General features: G+C 72.5%; 15 protein-coding genes. 6 read left to right on the forward strand and 9 right to left on the reverse strand.

Translation table 11 applies throughout. The features are described from left to right. Nucleotides 1–530 precede the first annotated feature (530 nt). The 4 genes from surE to LPC08_RS16655 form a co-directional block, all read right to left on the reverse strand. Nucleotides 531–1316, reverse strand: coding sequence for a 5'/3'-nucleotidase SurE (gene surE, locus LPC08_RS16640; RefSeq protein ID WP_230449353.1), 786 nt, complete (start codon nucleotides 1314–1316; stop codon nucleotides 531–533). Beyond that, entirely contained in the window at nucleotides 1316–2107 is a 792-nt protein-coding gene (locus LPC08_RS16645; RefSeq protein ID WP_230449354.1) for an HpcH/HpaI aldolase family protein, read from the reverse strand. Before LPC08_RS16645 ends, surE begins: the two co-directional genes overlap by 1 nt. A 252-nt stretch (nucleotides 2108–2359) precedes the next feature. Next, entirely contained in the window at nucleotides 2360–4294 is a 1935-nt protein-coding gene (locus LPC08_RS16650) for a lysylphosphatidylglycerol synthase domain-containing protein (protein WP_230449355.1), read from the reverse strand. After that, nucleotides 4294–6003 (reverse strand): lysine--tRNA ligase, encoded by a 1710-nt coding sequence (locus LPC08_RS16655; protein ID WP_230449356.1) that lies wholly within the window; start codon nucleotides 6001–6003, stop codon nucleotides 4294–4296. Before LPC08_RS16655 ends, LPC08_RS16650 begins: the two co-directional genes overlap by 1 nt. 180 nt (nucleotides 6004–6183) lie before the next feature. Between LPC08_RS16655 and LPC08_RS16660 the strand changes: the two genes are divergently transcribed. Further along, nucleotides 6184–6342, forward strand: coding sequence for a hypothetical protein (locus LPC08_RS16660; RefSeq protein ID WP_230449357.1), 159 nt, complete (start codon nucleotides 6184–6186; stop codon nucleotides 6340–6342). A gap of 121 nt (nucleotides 6343–6463) precedes the next feature. Next, complete coding sequence (locus LPC08_RS16665; RefSeq protein WP_230449358.1) at nucleotides 6464–7282, forward strand: lytic transglycosylase domain-containing protein; 819 nt, start codon at nucleotides 6464–6466, stop codon at nucleotides 7280–7282. A 442-nt stretch (nucleotides 7283–7724) separates the two neighbouring features. Here LPC08_RS16665 and LPC08_RS26095 read toward each other — a convergent pair whose 3' ends face one another. Beyond that, nucleotides 7725–9791, reverse strand: coding sequence for a hybrid sensor histidine kinase/response regulator (locus LPC08_RS26095; protein ID WP_255702279.1), 2067 nt, complete (start codon nucleotides 9789–9791; stop codon nucleotides 7725–7727). 308 nt (nucleotides 9792–10099) lie between these two features. After that, nucleotides 10100–10759: a hypothetical protein gene (locus LPC08_RS16685; protein WP_230449359.1), complete on the reverse strand. Its 660-nt coding sequence runs from the start codon at nucleotides 10757–10759 to the stop codon at nucleotides 10100–10102. A 157-nt stretch (nucleotides 10760–10916) separates the two neighbouring features. On the opposite strand from LPC08_RS16685, the gene LPC08_RS16690 reads away from it, so the two are divergent. The 3 genes from LPC08_RS16690 to LPC08_RS16700 all read left to right on the forward strand — a co-directional run bounded on the left by LPC08_RS16690 (nucleotide 10917) and on the right by LPC08_RS16700 (nucleotide 14888). Beyond that, complete coding sequence (locus tag LPC08_RS16690; protein WP_230449360.1) at nucleotides 10917–13697, forward strand: ATP-dependent DNA helicase; 2781 nt, start codon at nucleotides 10917–10919, stop codon at nucleotides 13695–13697. 138 nt (nucleotides 13698–13835) lie between these two features. Then, entirely contained in the window at nucleotides 13836–14282 is a 447-nt protein-coding gene (locus tag LPC08_RS16695; RefSeq protein ID WP_230449361.1) for a tellurite resistance TerB family protein, read from the forward strand. 102 nt (nucleotides 14283–14384) lie between these two features. After that, nucleotides 14385–14888 carry a hypothetical protein gene (locus LPC08_RS16700; RefSeq protein WP_230449362.1) on the forward strand — a complete coding sequence of 168 codons (504 nt, stop codon included), beginning with the start codon at nucleotides 14385–14387 and terminating at the stop codon, nucleotides 14886–14888. Nucleotides 14889–15316: 428 nt separating this feature from the next. Here LPC08_RS16700 and LPC08_RS16705 read toward each other — a convergent pair whose 3' ends face one another. From LPC08_RS16705 to groES, 3 genes are all read right to left on the reverse strand, one after another. Then, nucleotides 15317–15535, reverse strand: a complete 219-nt coding sequence (locus LPC08_RS16705) for a cold-shock protein (protein ID WP_230449363.1) — start codon at nucleotides 15533–15535, stop codon at nucleotides 15317–15319. A 95-nt stretch (nucleotides 15536–15630) separates the two neighbouring features. After that, nucleotides 15631–17268 carry a chaperonin GroEL gene (gene groL / locus LPC08_RS16710; RefSeq protein WP_230449364.1) on the reverse strand — a complete coding sequence of 546 codons (1638 nt, stop codon included), beginning with the start codon at nucleotides 17266–17268 and terminating at the stop codon, nucleotides 15631–15633. A gap of 47 nt (nucleotides 17269–17315) precedes the next feature. Beyond that, nucleotides 17316–17630, reverse strand: coding sequence for a co-chaperone GroES (gene groES / locus LPC08_RS16715; RefSeq protein WP_230449365.1), 315 nt, complete (start codon nucleotides 17628–17630; stop codon nucleotides 17316–17318). A 271-nt stretch (nucleotides 17631–17901) separates the two neighbouring features. Here groES and LPC08_RS16720 point away from each other — a divergent pair, with 271 nt between their 5' ends. Next, entirely contained in the window at nucleotides 17902–18177 is a 276-nt protein-coding gene (locus tag LPC08_RS16720; protein ID WP_230449366.1) for an usg protein, read from the forward strand. The last annotated feature ends 17 nt before the right edge of the window (nucleotides 18178–18194 follow it).

Genomic DNA, 18194 nt, shown 5'->3' on the forward strand with positions numbered 1-18194 from the left:
TCCGTGCCGGCGCGGGGTGCGCCCGTGGCCCGGGGGCAAGGCTCTGCCTCGCCCCCGTACCCCCACTCCGCCAGGACCCTGCGGGCCCTGGACCCGATCAGCGCTGCCGCGCGGCTGTCTGTGACGGGGTCACAGCGCCGAGGAGCCATGCTCCTCGGCGGGTACGGCCTCCATGCTCGCGGACGCCCTCTGAAGTTTTTCCAGAGTCCCGCCTGTCCGCGTTCCGTCAGGGATCAGCCCGCAGGCTGACGCCCCCCGGAAGCACCAGACTCCCAGCGGGGACCGGGGCCCGCTTGTGGCCCCGGCAGGGGAGGGTCCGTGGAGGGGACGGCGTCCCCTCCCGGTCCCGCGCCCGAACACGACAGCACGACAGGTCAGCTCATCCCGCCGTCGGCATGATGGGGCCCGACGGAGTCCGGCCGCTTCATGCGAGGCGGCGTCCCCTCCAGACAACTCCATGGGGCACGAGCCGCGCCTTCCCTCCGCGCGCCCGTGCGGCCGCCGGCGGGGGGCCGGCTGCTATGCCCACCTCAGCTGCCCGATGGGGCGGCCAGCGATGCCGCCAGGGACGCATAGGTCACTTCGTCCGTCCGCTCGAAGCGCAGCGGCGTGACGGAAACCCGGCCCTGGGCCACAGCGACGGTTTCGCTGTCCTCCGCGTTCGGGCGCGGGCCGCGACGGAACTGCAACCAGTGATAGCCGATGCGCCGCGGGTCGGTGCGCGAGATGACGTCGATCCCCTCCACCAGGCCCACGCCCTGCCGGGTCAGGGTCAGCGGCCCTGCCTCCTCCGGCGCGCAATCCGGGAAGTTCACGCTGAGGCAGGCACGGTCGCCCCAGCTCTCCGCCAGCAGGCGGCGGATCACGTCCGGCGCCAGCGCCTCCGCCGTGGCCCACGGCACCGCATCCGGGTCGGAGAAGGCCTGGCTCAGCGCGATGGAGGGGATGCCCAGCAGCATCCCCGTCATCGCCGCGCCGACCGTGCCGGAGAAGACGGTCTCCACCCCGAGGTTGGCGCCGCGGTTGATGCCGGAGAGGATCAGCTCCGGCGGCCCTTCCGCCAGCAGCGCCCGCACCCCCATCACCGCGCAGTCGCCCGGCGTGCCCAGCACGGCGAAGCGGCGCTCCCCCTGCGGGCTCACCCGCAGCGGGCTGTGCAGGCTGATGGAGTGCGAGGTGCCGCTCTGGTCGTGCTCCGGCGCCACCACCCAGACCTCGCGCGCCAGGGCCGCCGCCACCCGCTCCAGCACCGCCAGGCCGGGGGCATGGATCCCATCATCGTTGGTCAGCAGCACCCGGCCGAGAAGCGGCTCCATCACGCGCCCCTCCGCGCTTCGCGCCAGCGGTGCCACTCCTCGCCCTGGGCTGCGGCCGCGGCGCGGACGATGGCGATGTCGCTGCCCGAGGCGACGGCGGCATAGCCCTCGGCGAAGAGGTCCTGCCAGCTCCTGCCGTCGCGCGGCACGGTGGAGAGCGGCTTGCCCACGGCGCGCACGCCCTCCGCCGCACGGGCGATCAGCGCCTCCACCTCTGGATGGCCCGTCTCACCGGGGAAGCCCGCGCTGCCGGACAGGTCCGAGGGGCCGATGAAGACCATGTCCACCCCGGGGACGGAGGCGATGGCCTCGGCGTTCTCCACCGCCTTCACCGTCTCGATCTGCGGCACGATCAGCATCTGCTCGTGCGCCCGGGCGACGTAGTCCCCGATCAGTCCGAAGCGCGAACCGCGCACCACGCCGGCGGCGTTGCCGCGCCGGCCGATCGGCGGGTAGAGGCAGGCATCCACCACCGCCCGCGCCTCCTCCGCCGTGTCCACCATGGGGACCAGCAGGGCCTGCGCCCCGGCATCGACGATGCGCTTCAGATAGACCGGATCGCCGGCCGGCACCCGGATCATGCCCGTCGTGGGGCTGCCGTTCAGGGCGCGCAGCATCTGCATCGCATCCTGCACGCCACCCGGCCCGTGCTCCTGGTCGATGATGATGAAGTCCAGGCCGACGAGGCCCGCGATCTCCGCCATGGTCGGGTTGCCGCTCTGCACCCACATCCCGAAGCAGGGCTGGCCCTGGCGGATGCGGGTCTTGAGCCGGTTCTCGGGAATGTCCATGGGCGGTCGTGTTCCTCCTGGCCTGCCGGGCAAGGCGGCAGCCCGCCCCCCGGGGGCCCGGCGAGTCCGCCCCGCATCCGAGGGACCAGCATCGGACCGGCGCCGGCCGGAGGGAAGCCCGGCGAGGCACGCCCGGCTCCGGGCGGGGGCCATCGGCCGTTCCGGCATCGGCTGGGCGGGGCGGGGGCGGCGGAGGCCGGGCGGTGCCGCCCCCCCAGCCGCGGGCACGGGGCGGGTTGCGCCGGCCGCGCTTCAGGCCACGAGTTCGATGATCCGCTGCGGGCTGCCCTCGGCACGGCAGGCCATGGTCCGCCCGTCCGGCAGCGGCACGGCGGTCAGGCCGGCATCCTCGTAGGCGCGCTGCATCCCGCGCCCGATGCCGACGAAGGCCGGCTCCACCCCGGCGGCCTCGCACAGGTCGCGGAAGCGCCAGATGGCGGAGATGCGCGCCTGCGGCTCGCCGGCCGGGTCGCCCTCCGCCAGCCAGGCCTCGTCGGTCCGGCGGAAGGCGAAGCCGGCGCGCACCCCTTCGGCGAAGAGCGCGCCCCAGGCCTCCTCCCCGCCCAGGGGCTCGGGTGTCCTGGCCCCCAGCCGCCGCAACAGGCGCCGCGTGTCCTCGTCATAGGGTGCGGCGGCGATGCGCGCCGGCCGCAGCAGGCGGAAGGCCGCGAAGAGCAGCATGGCCGCGGCCAGCCCCACGGCGAATCGCAGCGGCGTGGGGGAGCGGGCGAGGAGGACCACCTCCCACCAGGCGGCATCCGGCACGTCGCCCTCATAGGCGATGGTGGCCAGCGTCAGGCCGCAGACCACCCCGCCGGCCAGGGAGAGCAGCCGGCTTGGCGTCATCGGCTCGGCCGTCAGGCGGGCGTCGCGGTAGAAGGCGCCGCGCAGGACGGCCAGCAGCAGGGCGACGGCCAGCACCGCCCCGATCAGGATCCAGGAATCGCCGCGCACCAGCAGGATGGCGGCGCCGTTCAGCAGCAGGAACAGCCCGGCATACCAGGAGATGCGCAGCCGCCGCAGCAGCCCCCAGGCATTGGCCAGCAGCAGCGAGCCCACGACGGAGGCCGCGAACTGGCCGAAGAGGGAGACCCACTCCCCGGCCCAGTCGGCGAGCGGCGTGCCGCGGCCGGGTAGGGCGCCGAGGAAGAGCAGCGCCACCCCGGCCAGCCCGGCGAGGCCCGCCACCGCCGGCACCTCCAGCGCATCGGCCACCCGCGCTTCGGCCCGCAGCTTCGTCATGATGGCGCGGCGCTGGCTCAGCTCGAAGGCCACGAAGAGGCCGCCCGCCAGGAAGAGCGGAATGATGTAGTAGAACAGCCGGAACAGCAGGATCGCGCCCAGCACCTGCGGCGCGCCCAGCCAGGGGCTGAGGCTGAGCAGCATGAAGCCGTCGAACACCCCCAGCCCGCCGGGCACGCTGGCGGCGAGGCCTGCGGTGTAGCCGGCGACGTAGATGCCCAGGAACATCAGGAAGGTCAGCTCGGAATGGCTGACCGGCAGCAGAACGTAGAAGATCATCGCCGTCACCGCGACGTCCACGCTGGCCAGCACCACCTGGGCGATGGCGAGCTTCAGGCCGGGCAGGTCGATCTTGTGGCCGAACAGGGTGAAGTGCGGCACGAAGCGGGCCAGCACGACGTAGGTGGCGACGATGGCGAAGAGGACCACCGCCAGGATCTGCGCCGCCCAGCCGGGCACCGGCTTGCCCTCGCCGACCCAGGGCAGCACCTCCGGATGGGTCAGCAGCACGAGGCCGCCGAGGGCGAAGCCGCCCAGGCCGAAGGTCAGGCTGGTGAAGGCGATGACCTTGGCGATCTCGCCCGGCGTCAGCCCCCAGGCGGCGTAGAAGCGATAGCGCACCGCCGCGCCGGAGACGGCCGCGAAGCCCAGGTTGTGCGCCATGACATAGGCGCAGAAGGAGGCGAGGGCGGTCCGGGAATAGGAGATCGGCTTGCCGGCATAGACGCTGCCGAGCCGGTCGTAGACGGTCAGCACCGCATAGGCGAGCAGGGTCCAGGCGACGGAGAGCCAGATGTTGTGGGCCGGCGTGGCGGCCAGGGCGCTGGTCACGTCCTCCCACTTCAGGTCGCGGAACTCGCGCTGGACCACGTAGATCGCGCCGATCACGAGCAGCAGGCCGAAGGCCGTCGCGCCGTGCTTGCGCACCACCGGGGGGATGCGCATCAGGCGGCGTCGCCCGTCGCCCCGACCGCCGGGGGGGCCTCCCGCGCCGACCCCTCCCCGCCCAGGTTACCCCCGTTCAGGTTATCCCCGTTCAGGGCCCCCTCGATCAGGGCGATGGTCTCCGGGATGCCGTAGAGGGCGACGAAGCCGCCGAAGCGCGGGCCCTTCGGCTGGCCCAGCAGCACCTGGTAGAGCGCCTCGAACCAGGCGATGGACACGCCCGGCCGGCCATCCTTGCCCGGCTGCAGGAAGGGCTCGCGCCGGCCGGCGTCGTAGACCAGGTCCTGGATGGCGGCGCCGCGCTCGGCGGCCGGCAGGGCCTCGATCCGTTCGCGGTTGTCGCGCAGCAGCCGGGCCAGCGCCTCCAGCGCCTCGCGCTCGCCGGGGGTGGCGGGGCGGAAGCGCTTCGTCGGCTTCACGAAGTCCCGGTAGTAGGCCAGGGCGTGCTCCACCAGCCGCGCCAGCATCGGCGCGCTCTCCGGCGTGGCATCGGGCTGGTAGCGGCGCAGGAAGCCCCAGAGCATCTCCGGCGTCTCGGCATTCGCGACCGTGGCGAGGTTGAGCAGCATGGAGAAAGGGATCGGGCTGCCCGCGTCGTTGGGGATGCGCCCGGCATGGATGTGCCAAGCGGGATTGGCGGGGGCCGGGTTGGCCGGGTCGGGGGCGGCGCGCAGCTTCTCGACGAAGCCCAGATAGTCGTCCGTGGCGCGGGGGATGACGTCGAAATGCAGCCGCTTGGCGCTCTTCGGCGAGCTGTACATGAAGAGCGAGAGGGATTCCGGCGGGCCGTACTCCAGCCACTCCTCGATGGTCAGGCCGTTGCCCTTGGACTTGCTGATCTTCTGCCCCCCGGCATCGAGGAACAGCTCGTAGGTGAAGCCCACCGGCGGCTCGGCGCCCAGGATGCGGCAGATCTGCGAGGACAGCTTCACGCTGTCGATCAGGTCCTTGCCCGACATCTCGTAATCCACGCCCAGCGCGGTCCAGCGCAGCGCCCAGTCGGCCTTCCACTGCGCCTTGCAGTGCCCGCCGGTGAGCAGCGTCTCGAACCGCTCCCCGGTCTCCGGGTCGCGCCAGACCAAAGTGCGGTCGGCGGGGCGGACCTCCTCCATCGGCACCTGCATCACCACGCCGGTCTTCGGATGGATCGGCAGGAAGGGGGAGTAGGTCGCCCGCCGCTCCGGGCCCAGGGTCGGCAGGATCACCCGCAGCACCGCCGCGTTCTCCTCCGCCATGCGGACCAGCGCGTCGTCGAAGCGGCCGGCGGCGTAGTAGTCGGTGGAGGAGGCGAATTCGTAGTCGAAGCCGAAGCGGTCGAGGAAGGCGCGCAGCCGGGCGTTGTTGTGCGCCCCGAAGCTGTCATGCGTGCCGAAGGGGTCGGGAATCCGGGTCAGCGGCCGGCCCAGGTATTCCCGCAGCATCTCCCCGTTCGGCACGTTGTCCGGGACCTTGCGCAACCCGTCCATGTCGTCGCTGAAGGCCAGCAGGCGGGAGGGCAGGCCGGTCATCGCCTCGAAGGCGCGGCGGACCCAGCTGGTGCGCGCCACCTCGCCGAAGGTGCCGATATGCGGCAGGCCGGAGGGGCCGTAGCCCGTCTCGAACAGGGCCGCGCCCTTCCCGGACGCCGCCACCCGGTCGGCGACCTTCGCCGCCTCCTCGAAGGGCCAGGCGCGGACGGCGCGGAGGGCGGGGTCTGGGCGGTCGGACATGGGTGCGGAAGCTGGCTGCCAGGGCTGGAACGGTCAACGGCGGGGGCTGTGTAGGCGGCGCGGGGCTGCCCGGCCAGGGGCGCCGTGCATGGTCGTGTCGCTGTGATGGGCGAGACGGAGGGCGCGGGCCTGTTATCCTTCCCCTCGCCGCTGCCTTGGCGCGCCGACCGGGAGCCTGCCATGCCCTTTCTGATCCGTATCATGCTGGCCCTGGGGGGCGGGGTGACCGCCTGGTTCCTCTCCCCGGACGCGCCGAACTTCGCGGTGGTGCAGGGCATCGTGTCCATCGCCGTGGCCGCCCTGATCCTGGTCGTGCTCTCCCTGTTCTCGAAGCGGTAGCGCCGCGCGCCGCTTCGCGCTGGCCAAGCCGAACGGGATGGCGGATGAAGGCGGCATGAGGGATTGGGGGGGCAGGCTCCGGCCGACCGGCGGCCGGGGAGAGGCGACACGACGGCCGCGCATGGCTGGCCGGGTCGCGGCGGCGTGCCGGCTCCGGGCGGCGGCCCCGCTTTGGACGGCCCTCCTCTGGGCGGCCCTCCTTTGGGCGGCCCTCCTTTGGGCGGCGCTGCAGGGGCTGGCGGGGCCGGCCCTGGCCGAGCCCCCTCCCCCGTCGCCCGCCGTCGCGACGCCCCCTGTTCCGGCCCCCCCTGTCTCGGCAGGCACGGCGCCCGCGACCGAGGGCTATGCCCAGCGCCGCGCCCGGCACCTGGCCGCCCTGACCCGCCAGGCGGAGGCGCAGGGCCTGCCGGCCGCCATCGCCGATGCCGTCGCCACGGTGGAGAGCGCCTACGACCCGCGGGCGGTGGGGGATGATGGCGAGGTGGGTCTGATGCAGGTCATGCCCGCCACCGCCACCATGCTGGGCTTCCGCGGCCCGCGGGAGGCGCTGTTCGAACCGGAGACCAACATCCGCTACGGCATCGCCTACCTCGCCCAGGCATGGAGCCTGACCGGGGGCAACCTCTGCCGCACGCTGATGAAGTATCGGGCGGGCCATGGCGAGGAACGGATGACCCCGCTCTCGGTGGAGTACTGCCGGCGTGCCCTGGCCCATCTCGCCGGGCTGGGCTCGCCGCTCGCCGCCGGAGTCGCGGTCCCGGTCGCCAATGCCCCGGGCCTGTCCGTGCCCGGCCGGCGCGCCACCGTCCGCCTGACCTCGGCCGAGCGGGTCCGGCTGCGCCGCGGGCAGAGGACGGAAGCGGACAGCCAGCGCTTCTGGGAGGCGCATGAGGCGCGTATCCAGGCCCTCAAGGCGCGGTCGCGGGCCCGGCGGGGATAGTCCCCCCGACGTCCTGCACTCAATACGGATGGCGCGATGCCCTGATCCGCGCCGGCGTGGGGTGCGCCCGTTCCCCGGGGGCAAGGCTCTGCCTCGCCCCCGATACCCCCACTCCGCCAGGACCCTGCGGGCCCTGGACCCGAAGGGCGCTGCCGCGGGACAGCCGGACACGGGGTCACAGCGCCGAGGAGCATGGCTCCTCGGCGGGTACGGCCGCAGCCCGCGCTGAGGCCCTCTGAAACTTTTTCGGAGTCCCGCCTGTCCGTGCTCCGTCAGGGTTCAGCCCGCAGGCTGACGGCAGCCCTGTAGAGCCAACTCCCAGCGGGGACCGGGGCCCGCTTGTGGCCCCGGCAGGGGAGGGTCCGTGGAGGGGACAGCGTCCCCTCCCGGTCCGCCGTCGGAACACCACAGCACGACGGGTCAGGTTATCCCGCCACCGGCGTCAGGCGTCTGCGATGAGGCTTCGGATGCGCTGTGCGAGGGCCTGCATGGCGAAGGGCTTGGTCATGACGTGCATGCCGGGTTCGAGGTGGCCGTCGCCGACGACGGCGTTCTCGGCATAGCCGGTGATGAACAGCACCTTCAGCCCCGGGCGGGTGACCCGCGCCGCGTCGGCCATCTGCCGCCCGTTCATGCCCCCGGGCAGGCCGACATCGGTGACCAGCAGGTCGATGCGCGCCTCCGACTGCAGCAGCTTCAGCCCCGCCGCCCCGTCGCCCGCCTCGATCGCGGCATAGCCCAGCTCCTCCAGCACCTCCATCACCAGCATCCGCACGGTGGGCTCGTCGTCCACCACCAGCACCGTCTCCCCCGCCCCGGCGCGCGGCGGCGGGCTGGTGGCGGCGGCCGCTTCGGCCGCCTCCGCCCCGCCATGGTGGCGCGGCAGGTAGAGGCAGACCATCGTGCCCTGGCCCGGCTCCGAGTAGATCCGCGTCTGCCCCCCCGACTGGCGGGTGAAGCCGTAGATCATCGACAGCCCCAGCCCCGTCCCCTGGCCCAGCGGCTTGGTGGTGAAGAACGGGTCGAAGGCCTTCGCCTTCACCTCCCGGCTCATCCCCGTCCCCGTGTCCGAGACGCACAGCGACACGTACTGCCCCGGGGCCAGGGACAGGTCGCGCGCCGCCCGCTCGTCCAGCCAGCGGTTGGCCGTCTCGATCGTCAGCCGCCCGCCCCGCGGCATCGCGTCGCGCGCGTTGATGCACAGGTTCAGCAGCGCGTTCTCCAGCTGCGGCGGATCCACCAGCACCGGCCACAGCCGCCCCGCCCCCACCGTCTCCACCTCGATCGCCGGCCCCACCGTGCGACGCACCAGCTCCTCCATCCCCGCCACCAGACGGTTCACGTCCGTCGGCTTGGGGTCCAGCGTCTGCCGCCGCGAGAACGCCAGCAGCCGGTGCGTCAGCGCCGCCGCCCGCCGCGCCGCCCCCTGCGCCGCCAGCACGTAGCGCTCCACCTCCCCCACCCGCCCCTGCGCCAGCCGGTTCGTCAGCAGCTCCAGCGCCCCGATGATCCCCGTCAGCAGGTTGTTGAAGTCGTGCGCAATACCCCCCGTCAGCTGCCCGACCGCCTCCATCTTCTGGCTCTGCCGCAGCGCCTCCTCGGCCCGCTCGCGCTCGGCGATGACGGCGGCAACGCGCTGCTCCAGCAGCGCGTTCAGCGCCTGCCGCTCGCGTTCCGCCTCCTTGCGCGCGGTGATGTCGAGGGAGGTGCCGATGAGGCCGATGATCCGCCCCTCTCCGTCGCGCAGCGGCGCCTTGGTCGAGAGCCAGGTCGCCGGGGTGCCGTCGGGCAGGCGCACCTCCTCCTCGATCTGTTCCGTGGCGCCGGTGTCCATGACCCGGCGGTCGTTGGCCATGACCACCCCGGCCTGCACCTGGTCGTCGAGGAACTCGGCATCCGTCCGGCCCAGGTAGAATTCGGGCGGCTTGCCGATCAGCGCGGTGGTGCCGCGGTTGGCCATCAGCATCCGGCCCTCGCGGTCCTTGGCATAGACCACGCCCGGCACCGCCTCGATGAAGCTGCGCAGCAGCAGGGCGGCGCGGTCGCGCTCCGCCTCCAGCGCGCGGCGCTGCTCCAGGTCCAGCAGCACGCCGGGGAAGCGCAGCGGCGTTCCGTCCGCTCCCTTTTCCACACGGCCATTGGCCTCGATCCAGTAGTAACGGCCATCCGCCCGGCGGACCCGGTACTGGTGGGCATAGGCACCGCCGCGCGCGATCACCTCCTCGATGGCGGCGATCAGCCCCGGCGTGTCGTCGGGATGCACCGTCTCGATGACCTGGGCGAGGCTCAGCCCGCTGCGGCCGCGCGAGGGGTCGATCCCGAAGGCCTGGGCGAACTGCTCGTCGATGGTGAAGCGGTCGGTCGGCAGGTCCCAGAACCAGGTGCCGATGATGGCACCCGCCGCCAGGGCGAGCTGGACCCGCTCCGCATCCTCCTGGACGCCCGTCTTCATTCCGCCCGACGGCACGCCCGCGGCGTCGCGCGCGACGCCATCATCGGCAGCAGCCATGTCTGATCCTGCTCGTTCCGGCCCGGAAGTGACCTCGGCGGAATCGCCCGGCGACCATGTAACCGGCCCGGCCGCCAGGGCAAGCCGCTGGGGCAAGCCGCCTGTCCAAACGGCTGGACGGGCTGCGGGAAGGGGCTGTGCGGCCTGGCCCTGGCGCTCGGGCCGGATGCGCCGGCGGCGGACGAGGAATCCGCCGCCATTCCGCTGCCGGAGATGGCGAGGCCGATCCCGTGCCGACACGCGGAACGCGCCCGGCAACCGGGATGCGGTGATGCCGCCGCCCGGTAGCGCGAGGCGCGGGCGGCGGGTCAGCCCAGCTCCGCCTCGATCTCCTCGGGCGTCATGAAGGGGAAACGGGCCCAGAACATGGACTTCTCGTTCCGCAGCGCCTTGGTCCAGGCCGGCCCCTTGCCCGGCGGGCACACCTGGTAGCCGACCAGGCCATTGGCGTTGGGAAAGCGCCGCACGGGGGCGTTCGTGTAGGAATGCCCCGGGGTGGCATGGCCGTAGACCTCCATCCCCGTATTCGCCCAGGCCTTGAGGTTGTCCGCCATGGTGTAGGCGATCCCGCCATCGGCGCCGCAGGAACAGGCGTAGAGGATCACCTTCACGTCCGCCGAGCCGTAGGTGTCGATGGCGTCCGTCAGGTCCTTCACGGTCTTCTTGTCCCAGCCGACGGAGGACATGTGCGTCTCCGTGCCGTGGCCGAAATAGACGATGGCCTCGTAGTAGTGGCCGCCGGAGCCGCGGATCATCGCGTCGATAATGCCGCGGCTGACCTTGCCGAAGCCCAGGCCCCGCTCGTTGTTGAAGTAGTGGTCCACGACGGTGCCGCCGAGCCCCTCGTAATAGGATTTGTACATCCGCATGCCGGGGTGGAAGGCGCCGACGGCGTCGTTGGGGTCCATCCCCTTCTTCTGGGTGTTGTTCAGCGGAGCGAAGATGAAGCTCCTGTAGGGAACGTTCATGGACCGCCTCGTCCGATGCCGGGGGGAGGCAGCCTGGGACGGTTCGATGCTGCGATGCACCCTTCGTTCGGATGGAGACGCCGGGGCGCGGCGCCCCGCCGGTGCCGCAGGCCCGGCCCGGCAGACTCGGAACACCTGTTCTGCTACACCCCCGCCCGTGAGTGCCACCCGCGCGACCGCGCCGCGCCTCCTGCTGCCCGAGGCACCGGCCCTGGTGGCGGGACTGCGCCGCGCCACCCTCCTCACCCCGGACGGGGAACTCGAAACCCTCCCGGCCGACGCACTGGCCTGGCGCCTCGCCGACCTGCCGCCGCCGATGCTGGTGCATGCCCCGGCCACGGCACGGCGGCTGGGCCTGCCCCCCTTCCCGCTGGCCTTCGACCTGCTGGAGCTCTTCGCCTTCGCCCTGCCGGCGCAGCTCGCCGCTCCCACGCCGCGCGGGCTCGCCCTCGCGCTCGGGCTGGACGCGCCGGCGGACGAGGAATCCGCCGCCATCCTGCTGCCGGAGATGGCGACGCTGCTCCTGCGCCGCCTCGCCGCCAGCCGGCACGCGCCCGCCAACCGCGACGCCGCCATGCTGGCCGCGCGGCTGCGCGAGGCGCTGGACTGGCCCTGGGCGGGATCGGTGCTGGCGGCGCTGGGGCAGGAGCAGGCGAAGCCCGGCAGCGACCCGCTGAAGGTCTGGCGCCGCCTGCCGGACTGGGAGGACGCGGCGCCGGCCGCCCCTCCTTCCTCCTTCCCCGTCTCGCCCGCCGAGGCGCGCACCCGCCTGGCCGAGATCCTGGGCGCGGAGGCGGAGCAGCGCCCCGCCCAGGCCGACTTCGCCTCCGCCGCCGCGCTGGCCTTCGCCCCACGCGAGGCGCCCGGCGCGCCGCAGGTGGTGCTGGCCGAGGCCGGCACCGGCACGGGCAAGACACTGGGCTATGTCGCGCCCGCCAGCCTCTGGGCGGAGCGCAACGGCGCGCCGGTCTGGATCTCCACCTACACCCGCAACCTGCAACGCCAGCTCGACCAGGAGCTGGCGCGGCTCTATCCCGATCCGGCGGAGCGCAAGCGCCACGTCGTGATCCGCAAGGGGCGCGAGAACTACCTCTGCCTGCTGAACTACGACGAGGCGGTGTCGGGCGTGATGCCGTCGCGCCTGCTCGCACTCGCCCTGGTCTCGCGCTGGGCGCTGCACACGCGCGACGGCGACATGCAGGGCGGCGACTTCCCCGGCTGGATCGCGGAGCTGTTCCCCTTCGGCGCGGTCGCCAACCTCACCGACCGGCGCGGCGAATGCATCCATTCCGGCTGCCCGCACTGGCGCCGCTGCTATGTCGAGCACTCGATCCGCCGTGCCGGCACCGCACGGCTGGTGGTCGCGAACCACGCGCTGGTGATGGTGCAGGCGGCACTGGGCGGCGGCGAGGACGGGCCGGCGCTGCGCTATGTCTTCGACGAGGGGCACCACCTGTTCGACGCGGCCGACGCCGCCTTCTCGGCCGAGATCAGCGGCGCGGAGATGGCGGAGCTGCGCCGCTGGCTGCTGGGCGCCGAGGGCGGCCGCGGCCGGGCGCGCGGGCTGCGGCGGCGGCTGGAGGAGGTGCTCTCCGAGCATCCGGCGCTGGCGCCGCTGGCGGATGCGGCGATCCAGGCGGCGGGGGTATTGCCGGCGCCGGGCTGGCCGAACCGGCTGCACGACACCGACGCGCCGCGCAACGCGGGCGAGGCCTTCCTGGCCGCCATCCGCCTGCAGGTGCTGGCGCGCACGGCGGAGGCCGATCCGCTCTACGACGCCGAATGCGACCTGCACCCGGCCAATCCCGGCCTGCCGGAAGCGGCCGCCGGGCTGGAGAACGGCCTCGCCGCGCTGGAGGCACCGCTGCGTGCCCTGCACGACCGGCTGACCGCGCTGCTGGAGGACCCGGAGGCGGAGCTGGAGGTGGGCGACCGCATCCGCCTGGACACCGCAAGGCGCAACCTCGACCGCCGCGCCGTGGTGCCGCTGGCCGCCTGGGGCGCCATGCTGCGCCGGGTGCAGGGCACCCCGCCCGAGCCGGGGGTGCGGCCGTCCCAGGTGGATTGGCTCGCCATCACCCGGCGCGAGGGGCGGGAGGTGGATGCCGCCATGCACCGCCATCACCTGGACCCGACCGAGCCCTTCGCGCTGGCCGTCGCCGCCCCCGCGCACGGGATGCTGGTGACGTCGGCCACCCTGCGCGACACGGGCGAGCCGGACCCGGAGACCGCCTGGCTCGCGGCCGAGGCCCGCACCGGCGCCAGCCACCTGCCGCATCCCGCCATCCGCGCCGCCGTGCCCTCCACCTTCGACTACGCCGCCCAGACGCTTGCCCTGGTGGTGACCGATGTGGGGCGCGAGGGCGGGCAGGCCGCCGCGGCGATGGAACAGCTCTTCCGCGCCTCCGGCGGCGGGGCGCTGGGGCTGTTCACCGCCGTCCGACGGCTGCGCGACGCCTGGCAGCGCATGGCGCCGGGGCTGGAGGCCGCGGGCATCCCCCTCTACGCCCAGCATGTCGACGCGATGGACAACGCGACGCTGGTGGACGTCTTCCGGGCGGAGGAGGATTCCTGCCTGCTCGGCACCGATGCCCTGCGCGACGGGGTGGACGTGCCCGGCCGCTCCCTGCGCCTGCTGGTCTTCGACCGCGTGCCCTGGCCGCGCCCGACCATCCTGCACCGCGAGCGCCGGCTGCACCTCTCCGGCGGGCGGCCCAAGCACTGGGACGACGCCGTGGCCCGCCACCGGCTGCGCCAGGCCTTCGGCCGGCTGGTGCGGCGCGCGGACGACCGCGGGGTCTTCGTCCTGCTCGACGCCCGTGCGCCGTCGCGGCTCCTCGCCGGGCTGCCCGAGGGGGTGGTGCCGCGCCGGGTCGGGCTGGCCGAGGCGGTGCGCCAGGTGCGCGGCTTCCTGGCGGAGCGGCCGGCGCCGGAGTGAGGCGCCGGCGTGACTGGCCGATTCCGGCGGTTTCATTCCGCCGCATCGCCTCGCGGGCCGTTGATGGCTCGTTCCGGGCCCTGCCATTGACGGCACCGGCCATGGGCTGCGATGCCTTGCGGCACAGGAGCCACGCGGATGGACATGCCTCTCGACGCCACGAACCCGGTCACCCCCACGCGCTTCACGGCGCAGGAGGCCCTGGTCGGCGGCATGGTGCTGATGAGCGCCTGTGACCGGCAGATGTCCGACGCGGAGCTGGGCGCCATGACCCGGCTGGTGCAGGAGTTGCCCGTCTTCAGCGACTTCCACCCCGGCGAGATCGAGACGGTGACGGAGATCGTCCTCGGCCTGCTCGACGAGACGGAAGGGCTGGACGCCGCCACCGCCATGATCGCCGAGGCCCTGCCGCCCCGACTGCGCGAGACCGCCTACCTCCTCGCCTGCGAGGTCGCGGCAGCGGATGGCGATGCGACGCAGGAGGAACTGCGCTTCCTGCAGGACTTCCGCATCGGGCTCGACATCGACCGTCTCGTGGCCGGTGCCATCGAGCGCGCGGCGAAGGCTCGCTACCAGGTCCTCTGACGGCCCCCCGGCCGGGCCCTCCGACGGCCATCCAGGCCGGGCGGCGAAACGGCTTCCCCCGGCCTGCGTTGCCTCCTCGTCCTTCGAGGGGAGATGCCCGACATGAGTGCTTCGCCGAATCCCGCCCGTCAGCCGAACATCCTGGCCAGCTTCGCCGACCAGGAGACGCTAGATAGTGCCCTGTCCTACCTGGAGGGCGAGGCGATCCCCCGCGCGCAGCTCTCCGTCCGCCACGCCGACACGGCCGGCGAGGTCATGACCGATACCGGCCAGGAACCGCTGCGCGAGGATGAGGAGCGCAATCTCCGCACCCTGCGTACCGGCACCGCCGCAGCCGTCGCCGGGCTGGCCACGGCCGGCGTGGTGGTGGCAACCGGCGGCGCCGCGATCCCCGCCCTGGCCGCGGCCGCCGCGGCCGGCGTCGGCGCAGGGGGGCTGAGCGAGGTCGCCTCCCAGGCCACCGGCACGGCGCCGGATGCCGCCAGCGACAGCGCCCGCGCCATCCTCGTGGTCGCGCCCGCCAACGTCGACCAGGCGGAACGGGCGCGCGGCATCCTGCGCAAGGTCGCCGCCTTGAAGGTCTGGGAAGAGCCGGCCGAGGCCTGATCCCGGCGGCGGGATAACTTGAGCGGTCGTGTTGTGGTGTTCCGGCTTCGGACCGGGAGGGGACGCCGTCCCCTCCCAGACCCTCCCCTGCCGGGGCCACAAGCGGGCCCCGGTCCCCGCTGGGAGTGGGTTCTACGGGCTGCCGTCAGCCAGCGGGCTGCACCCTGACAGCATGCTGGCAGGCGGGACTCTGAAAAAGCTTCAGAAGGCGTCCGCGAGTGCTGCGGCCGTACCCGCCGAGGAGCCATGCTCCTCGGCGCCTCGACCCCGTCGCAGGCTGTCCCGCGGCCGCGCCGATCGGGTCCAGGGCCCGCAGGGTCCTGGCGGAGTGGGGGTATCGGGGGCGAGGCGGAGCCTTGCCCCCGGGCCACGGGCGCACCCCACGCCGGCACGGATCAGCGCATCGCGCGTCCGTATGAGAGGGCTGCCTATGCCGAGTCGGGCAGCAGCCGCAGCACGGAGGGGCCCTTCTGCTTCGGCCGCTGTTCGGACTCGAAGGCCACCTCCTCGCCCTTATTCAGGGTGCGCCTGCCCGCCTCCTCGACGGCGGACAGGTGCACCATCACGTCCGGCCCGCCATCGTCGGGGCGGATGAAGCCGTAGCCCTTCGCGGGCTGGAACCAGACCACCGTGCCGGTCCGACGCATGTCCTTCTCCCTGGTCCAAAAGGAATGGGGCCCGAACGAAAAAGGGGCGGCCCGTTGCCGGGCCGCCCCCTTCCGGAACCCTGATCCTGGAAGGATCAGAAGTCCATGTCACCCATGCCGCCGCCCGGAGGACCGCCCGCGGGGGCCTTCTTCTCGGGCTTGTCGGCGATCATCGCCTCGGTGGTGATCAGCAGGGCGGCCACGGAAGCGGCGTCCTGCAGGGCGGTGCGAACGACCTTGGTCGGGTCCACGATGCCGGCGGCGATCAGCGCCTTGAACTCGCCGGTCTGCGCGTCGTAGCCGTAGTCGTAGGTGTCGTTGCGCAGCGTGTCGCCCGCGACCACCGCGCCGTCCTGGCCGGCGTTCTCGGCGATCTGGCGCAGCGGCACCTGGATCGCGCGGCGCACGATCTCGACGCCGACGCGCTGGTCGTCGTTGTCGGTCGCGACGTTGGTCAGCTTCAGGGACGCGCGGGCCAGGGCCACGCCGCCACCGGGGACGATGCCCTCCTCGACGGCCGCGCGGGTCGCGTGCAGCGCGTCGTCGACGCGGTCCTTGCGCTCCTTCACCTCGACCTCGGTCGAGCCGCCGACGCGGATGACGGCGACGCCACCGGCCAGCTTCGCCAGGCGCTCCTGCAGCTTCTCGCGGTCGTAGTCCGAGGTGGTCTCCTCGATCTGCGCCTTGATCTGCTCCACGCGGCCCAGGATGTCGTCCTTGGAGCCGGCGCCGTCGACGATCGTGGTGTTCTCCTTCTCGATCCGGACCGTCTTGGCCTTACCGAGCATGTCGAGCGTCACGTTCTCGAGCTTGATGCCGAGATCCTCGCTGATGACCTGACCGCCGGTCAGGATCGCGATGTCCTCGAGCATCGCCTTGCGGCGGTCACCGAAGCCCGGGGCCTTCACGGCGGCGATCTTCAGGCCGCCACGCAGCTTGTTGACGACCAGGGTGGCCAGGGCCTCGCCCTCGACGTCCTCGGCCACGATCAGCAGCGGGCGGCCGGACTGGACCACCGCCTCCAGCAGCGGCAGCAGCGGCTGCAGCGTGGAGAGCTTCTTCTCGTTGATGAGGATGTAGGGGTTGTCGAGCTCGGCGATCATCTTCTCCGCATTCGTGATGAAGTACGGGGAGACGTAGCCGCGGTCGAACTGCATGCCCTCGACGACGTCGAGCTCGGTCTGGATGCCCTTGGCCTCCTCGACCGTGATGACGCCCTCGTTGCCGACCTTCTCCATCGCCTGGGCGATCATCTCGCCGATCTCGGACTCGCCGTTGGCGGACAGCGTGCCGACCTGGGCGACCTCGGCGGAGGTGGAGATCTTCTTGGTGTTGGACTTCAGGTCCTCGATGACCACGGCGACGGCCTTGTCGATGCCGCGCTTGAGGTCCATCGGGTTGAGGCCGGCGGCCACGGACTTCGCGCCCTCGCGGATGATGGCCTGGGCCAGCACGGTCGCGGTGGTGGTGCCGTCACCGGCGATGTCGTTGGTCTTCGAGGCCACTTCGCGCACCATCTGGGCGCCCATGTTCTCGAACTTGTCGGCCAGCTCGATCTCCTTGGCGACGGTCACGCCGTCCTTGGTGATCCGCGGCGCGCCGAAGCTCTTGTCGATCACGACGTTGCGGCCCTTGGGGCCCAGCGTGACCTTCACCGCATCGGCGAGAATGTCGACGCCGCGCAGCATGCGCTCGCGCGCGCCGGCGCCGAACTTGACGTCCTTCGCAGCCATTGTGCTCTACCTCTGTGTCTGTCGGGGAAGCGTGGGAGGCGTGGAGGTCAGGCGGCCTTCTTGGCCGACGCGGTGCCCTCGACGATGCCCATGATGTCGGACTCCTTCATGATCAGGAGCTCCTCACCGTTCAGCTTCACCTCGGTGCCGGACCACTTGCCGAACAGGATGCGGTCGCCCGCCTTCACGTCCAGCGGGCGGACCTCGCCCTTGTCGTTGACCAGGCCGGAGCCGACGGCCACGACCTCGCCCTCCTGGGGCTTCTCCTTGGCGGTGTCGGGGATGATGATGCCGCCCGCGGTCTTCTCGTCGGCCGTCACGCGGCGAACGAGGACGCGGTCATGCAGGGGGCGGAACGACATGGTATCCTCTCCTGATGCCTTGAATAAGGTCGTCTGGATGTTGGGTCCCGCCGGGACCGGGCCTTGGCCGAGAGGCTGTTGGCACTCGACCCCGGTGAGTGCCAGCGATCTAGGAGCCTGACACTCCGCCGTCAAGCGGGATGGCAGCACTCTTTTCTGCTGAGTGCTAAACTGTTGATCGCAAACGATTTATTTCTTGGTGCGCTGCAATCTCGTGGCATGCTCCCCCCGGGTGACCCGGTTCTGGAGCTGCAACGGAGAGGTGTCAGGCATGATCCTGCGGGAGATCGAGAGCCTCGTTCGCGTCCCTGACTGGCGGATGACCACCGCCGAATTGCTGTACCACATGCCCGATCATCCGGGCCTGCTGCAGACCTTCGTCTGGCAGAAGGTGGACCGGGCCCCGGGCTTCCCCGAGCTGCACCGCTTCCTCGATTTCTGGCGCCGCGAGATCGACGGCCCCCTGCATTCCGTCCGCGTCGCCTCCGCCGCGCTGTGGCGCCCGGCCGAGTTCCGCTACGCACAGGGCGAGTTCAGCCTGCACTGACGGCGCCGGAGTCCCGG

This window comes from Roseomonas sp. OT10 (assembly GCF_020991085.1).
GTDB lineage: Bacteria > Pseudomonadota > Alphaproteobacteria > Acetobacterales > Acetobacteraceae > Roseomonas > Roseomonas cutis.

Excerpts from the sequence above, each read along its gene's own strand:
- LPC08_RS16685 (WP_230449359.1), bottom strand. The coding sequence starts at position 10,759 with ATGAACGTTCCCTACAGGAGCTTCATCTTCGCTCCGCTGAACAACACC.
- LPC08_RS16695 (WP_230449361.1), top strand. The coding sequence starts at position 13,836 with ATGGACATGCCTCTCGACGCCACGAACCCGGTCACCCCCACGCGCTTC.
- LPC08_RS16645 (WP_230449354.1), bottom strand. The coding sequence starts at position 2,107 with ATGGACATTCCCGAGAACCGGCTCAAGACCCGCATCCGCCAGGGCCAG.
- surE (WP_230449353.1), bottom strand. The coding sequence starts at position 1,316 with ATGGAGCCGCTTCTCGGCCGGGTGCTGCTGACCAACGATGATGGGATC.
- LPC08_RS16720 (WP_230449366.1), top strand. The coding sequence starts at position 17,902 with ATGATCCTGCGGGAGATCGAGAGCCTCGTTCGCGTCCCTGACTGGCGG.
- groL (WP_230449364.1), bottom strand. The coding sequence starts at position 17,268 with ATGGCTGCGAAGGACGTCAAGTTCGGCGCCGGCGCGCGCGAGCGCATG.
- LPC08_RS16700 (WP_230449362.1), top strand. The coding sequence starts at position 14,385 with ATGAGTGCTTCGCCGAATCCCGCCCGTCAGCCGAACATCCTGGCCAGC.
- LPC08_RS16705 (WP_230449363.1), bottom strand. The coding sequence starts at position 15,535 with ATGCGTCGGACCGGCACGGTGGTCTGGTTCCAGCCCGCGAAGGGCTAC.
- LPC08_RS16660 (WP_230449357.1), top strand. The coding sequence starts at position 6,184 with ATGCCCTTTCTGATCCGTATCATGCTGGCCCTGGGGGGCGGGGTGACC.
- LPC08_RS16655 (WP_230449356.1), bottom strand. The coding sequence starts at position 6,003 with ATGTCCGACCGCCCAGACCCCGCCCTCCGCGCCGTCCGCGCCTGGCCC.
- LPC08_RS16650 (WP_230449355.1), bottom strand. The coding sequence starts at position 4,294 with ATGCGCATCCCCCCGGTGGTGCGCAAGCACGGCGCGACGGCCTTCGGC.
- LPC08_RS26095 (WP_255702279.1), bottom strand. The coding sequence starts at position 9,791 with ATGGCTGCTGCCGATGATGGCGTCGCGCGCGACGCCGCGGGCGTGCCG.
- groES (WP_230449365.1), bottom strand. The coding sequence starts at position 17,630 with ATGTCGTTCCGCCCCCTGCATGACCGCGTCCTCGTTCGCCGCGTGACG.
- LPC08_RS16665 (WP_230449358.1), top strand. The coding sequence starts at position 6,464 with ATGGCTGGCCGGGTCGCGGCGGCGTGCCGGCTCCGGGCGGCGGCCCCG.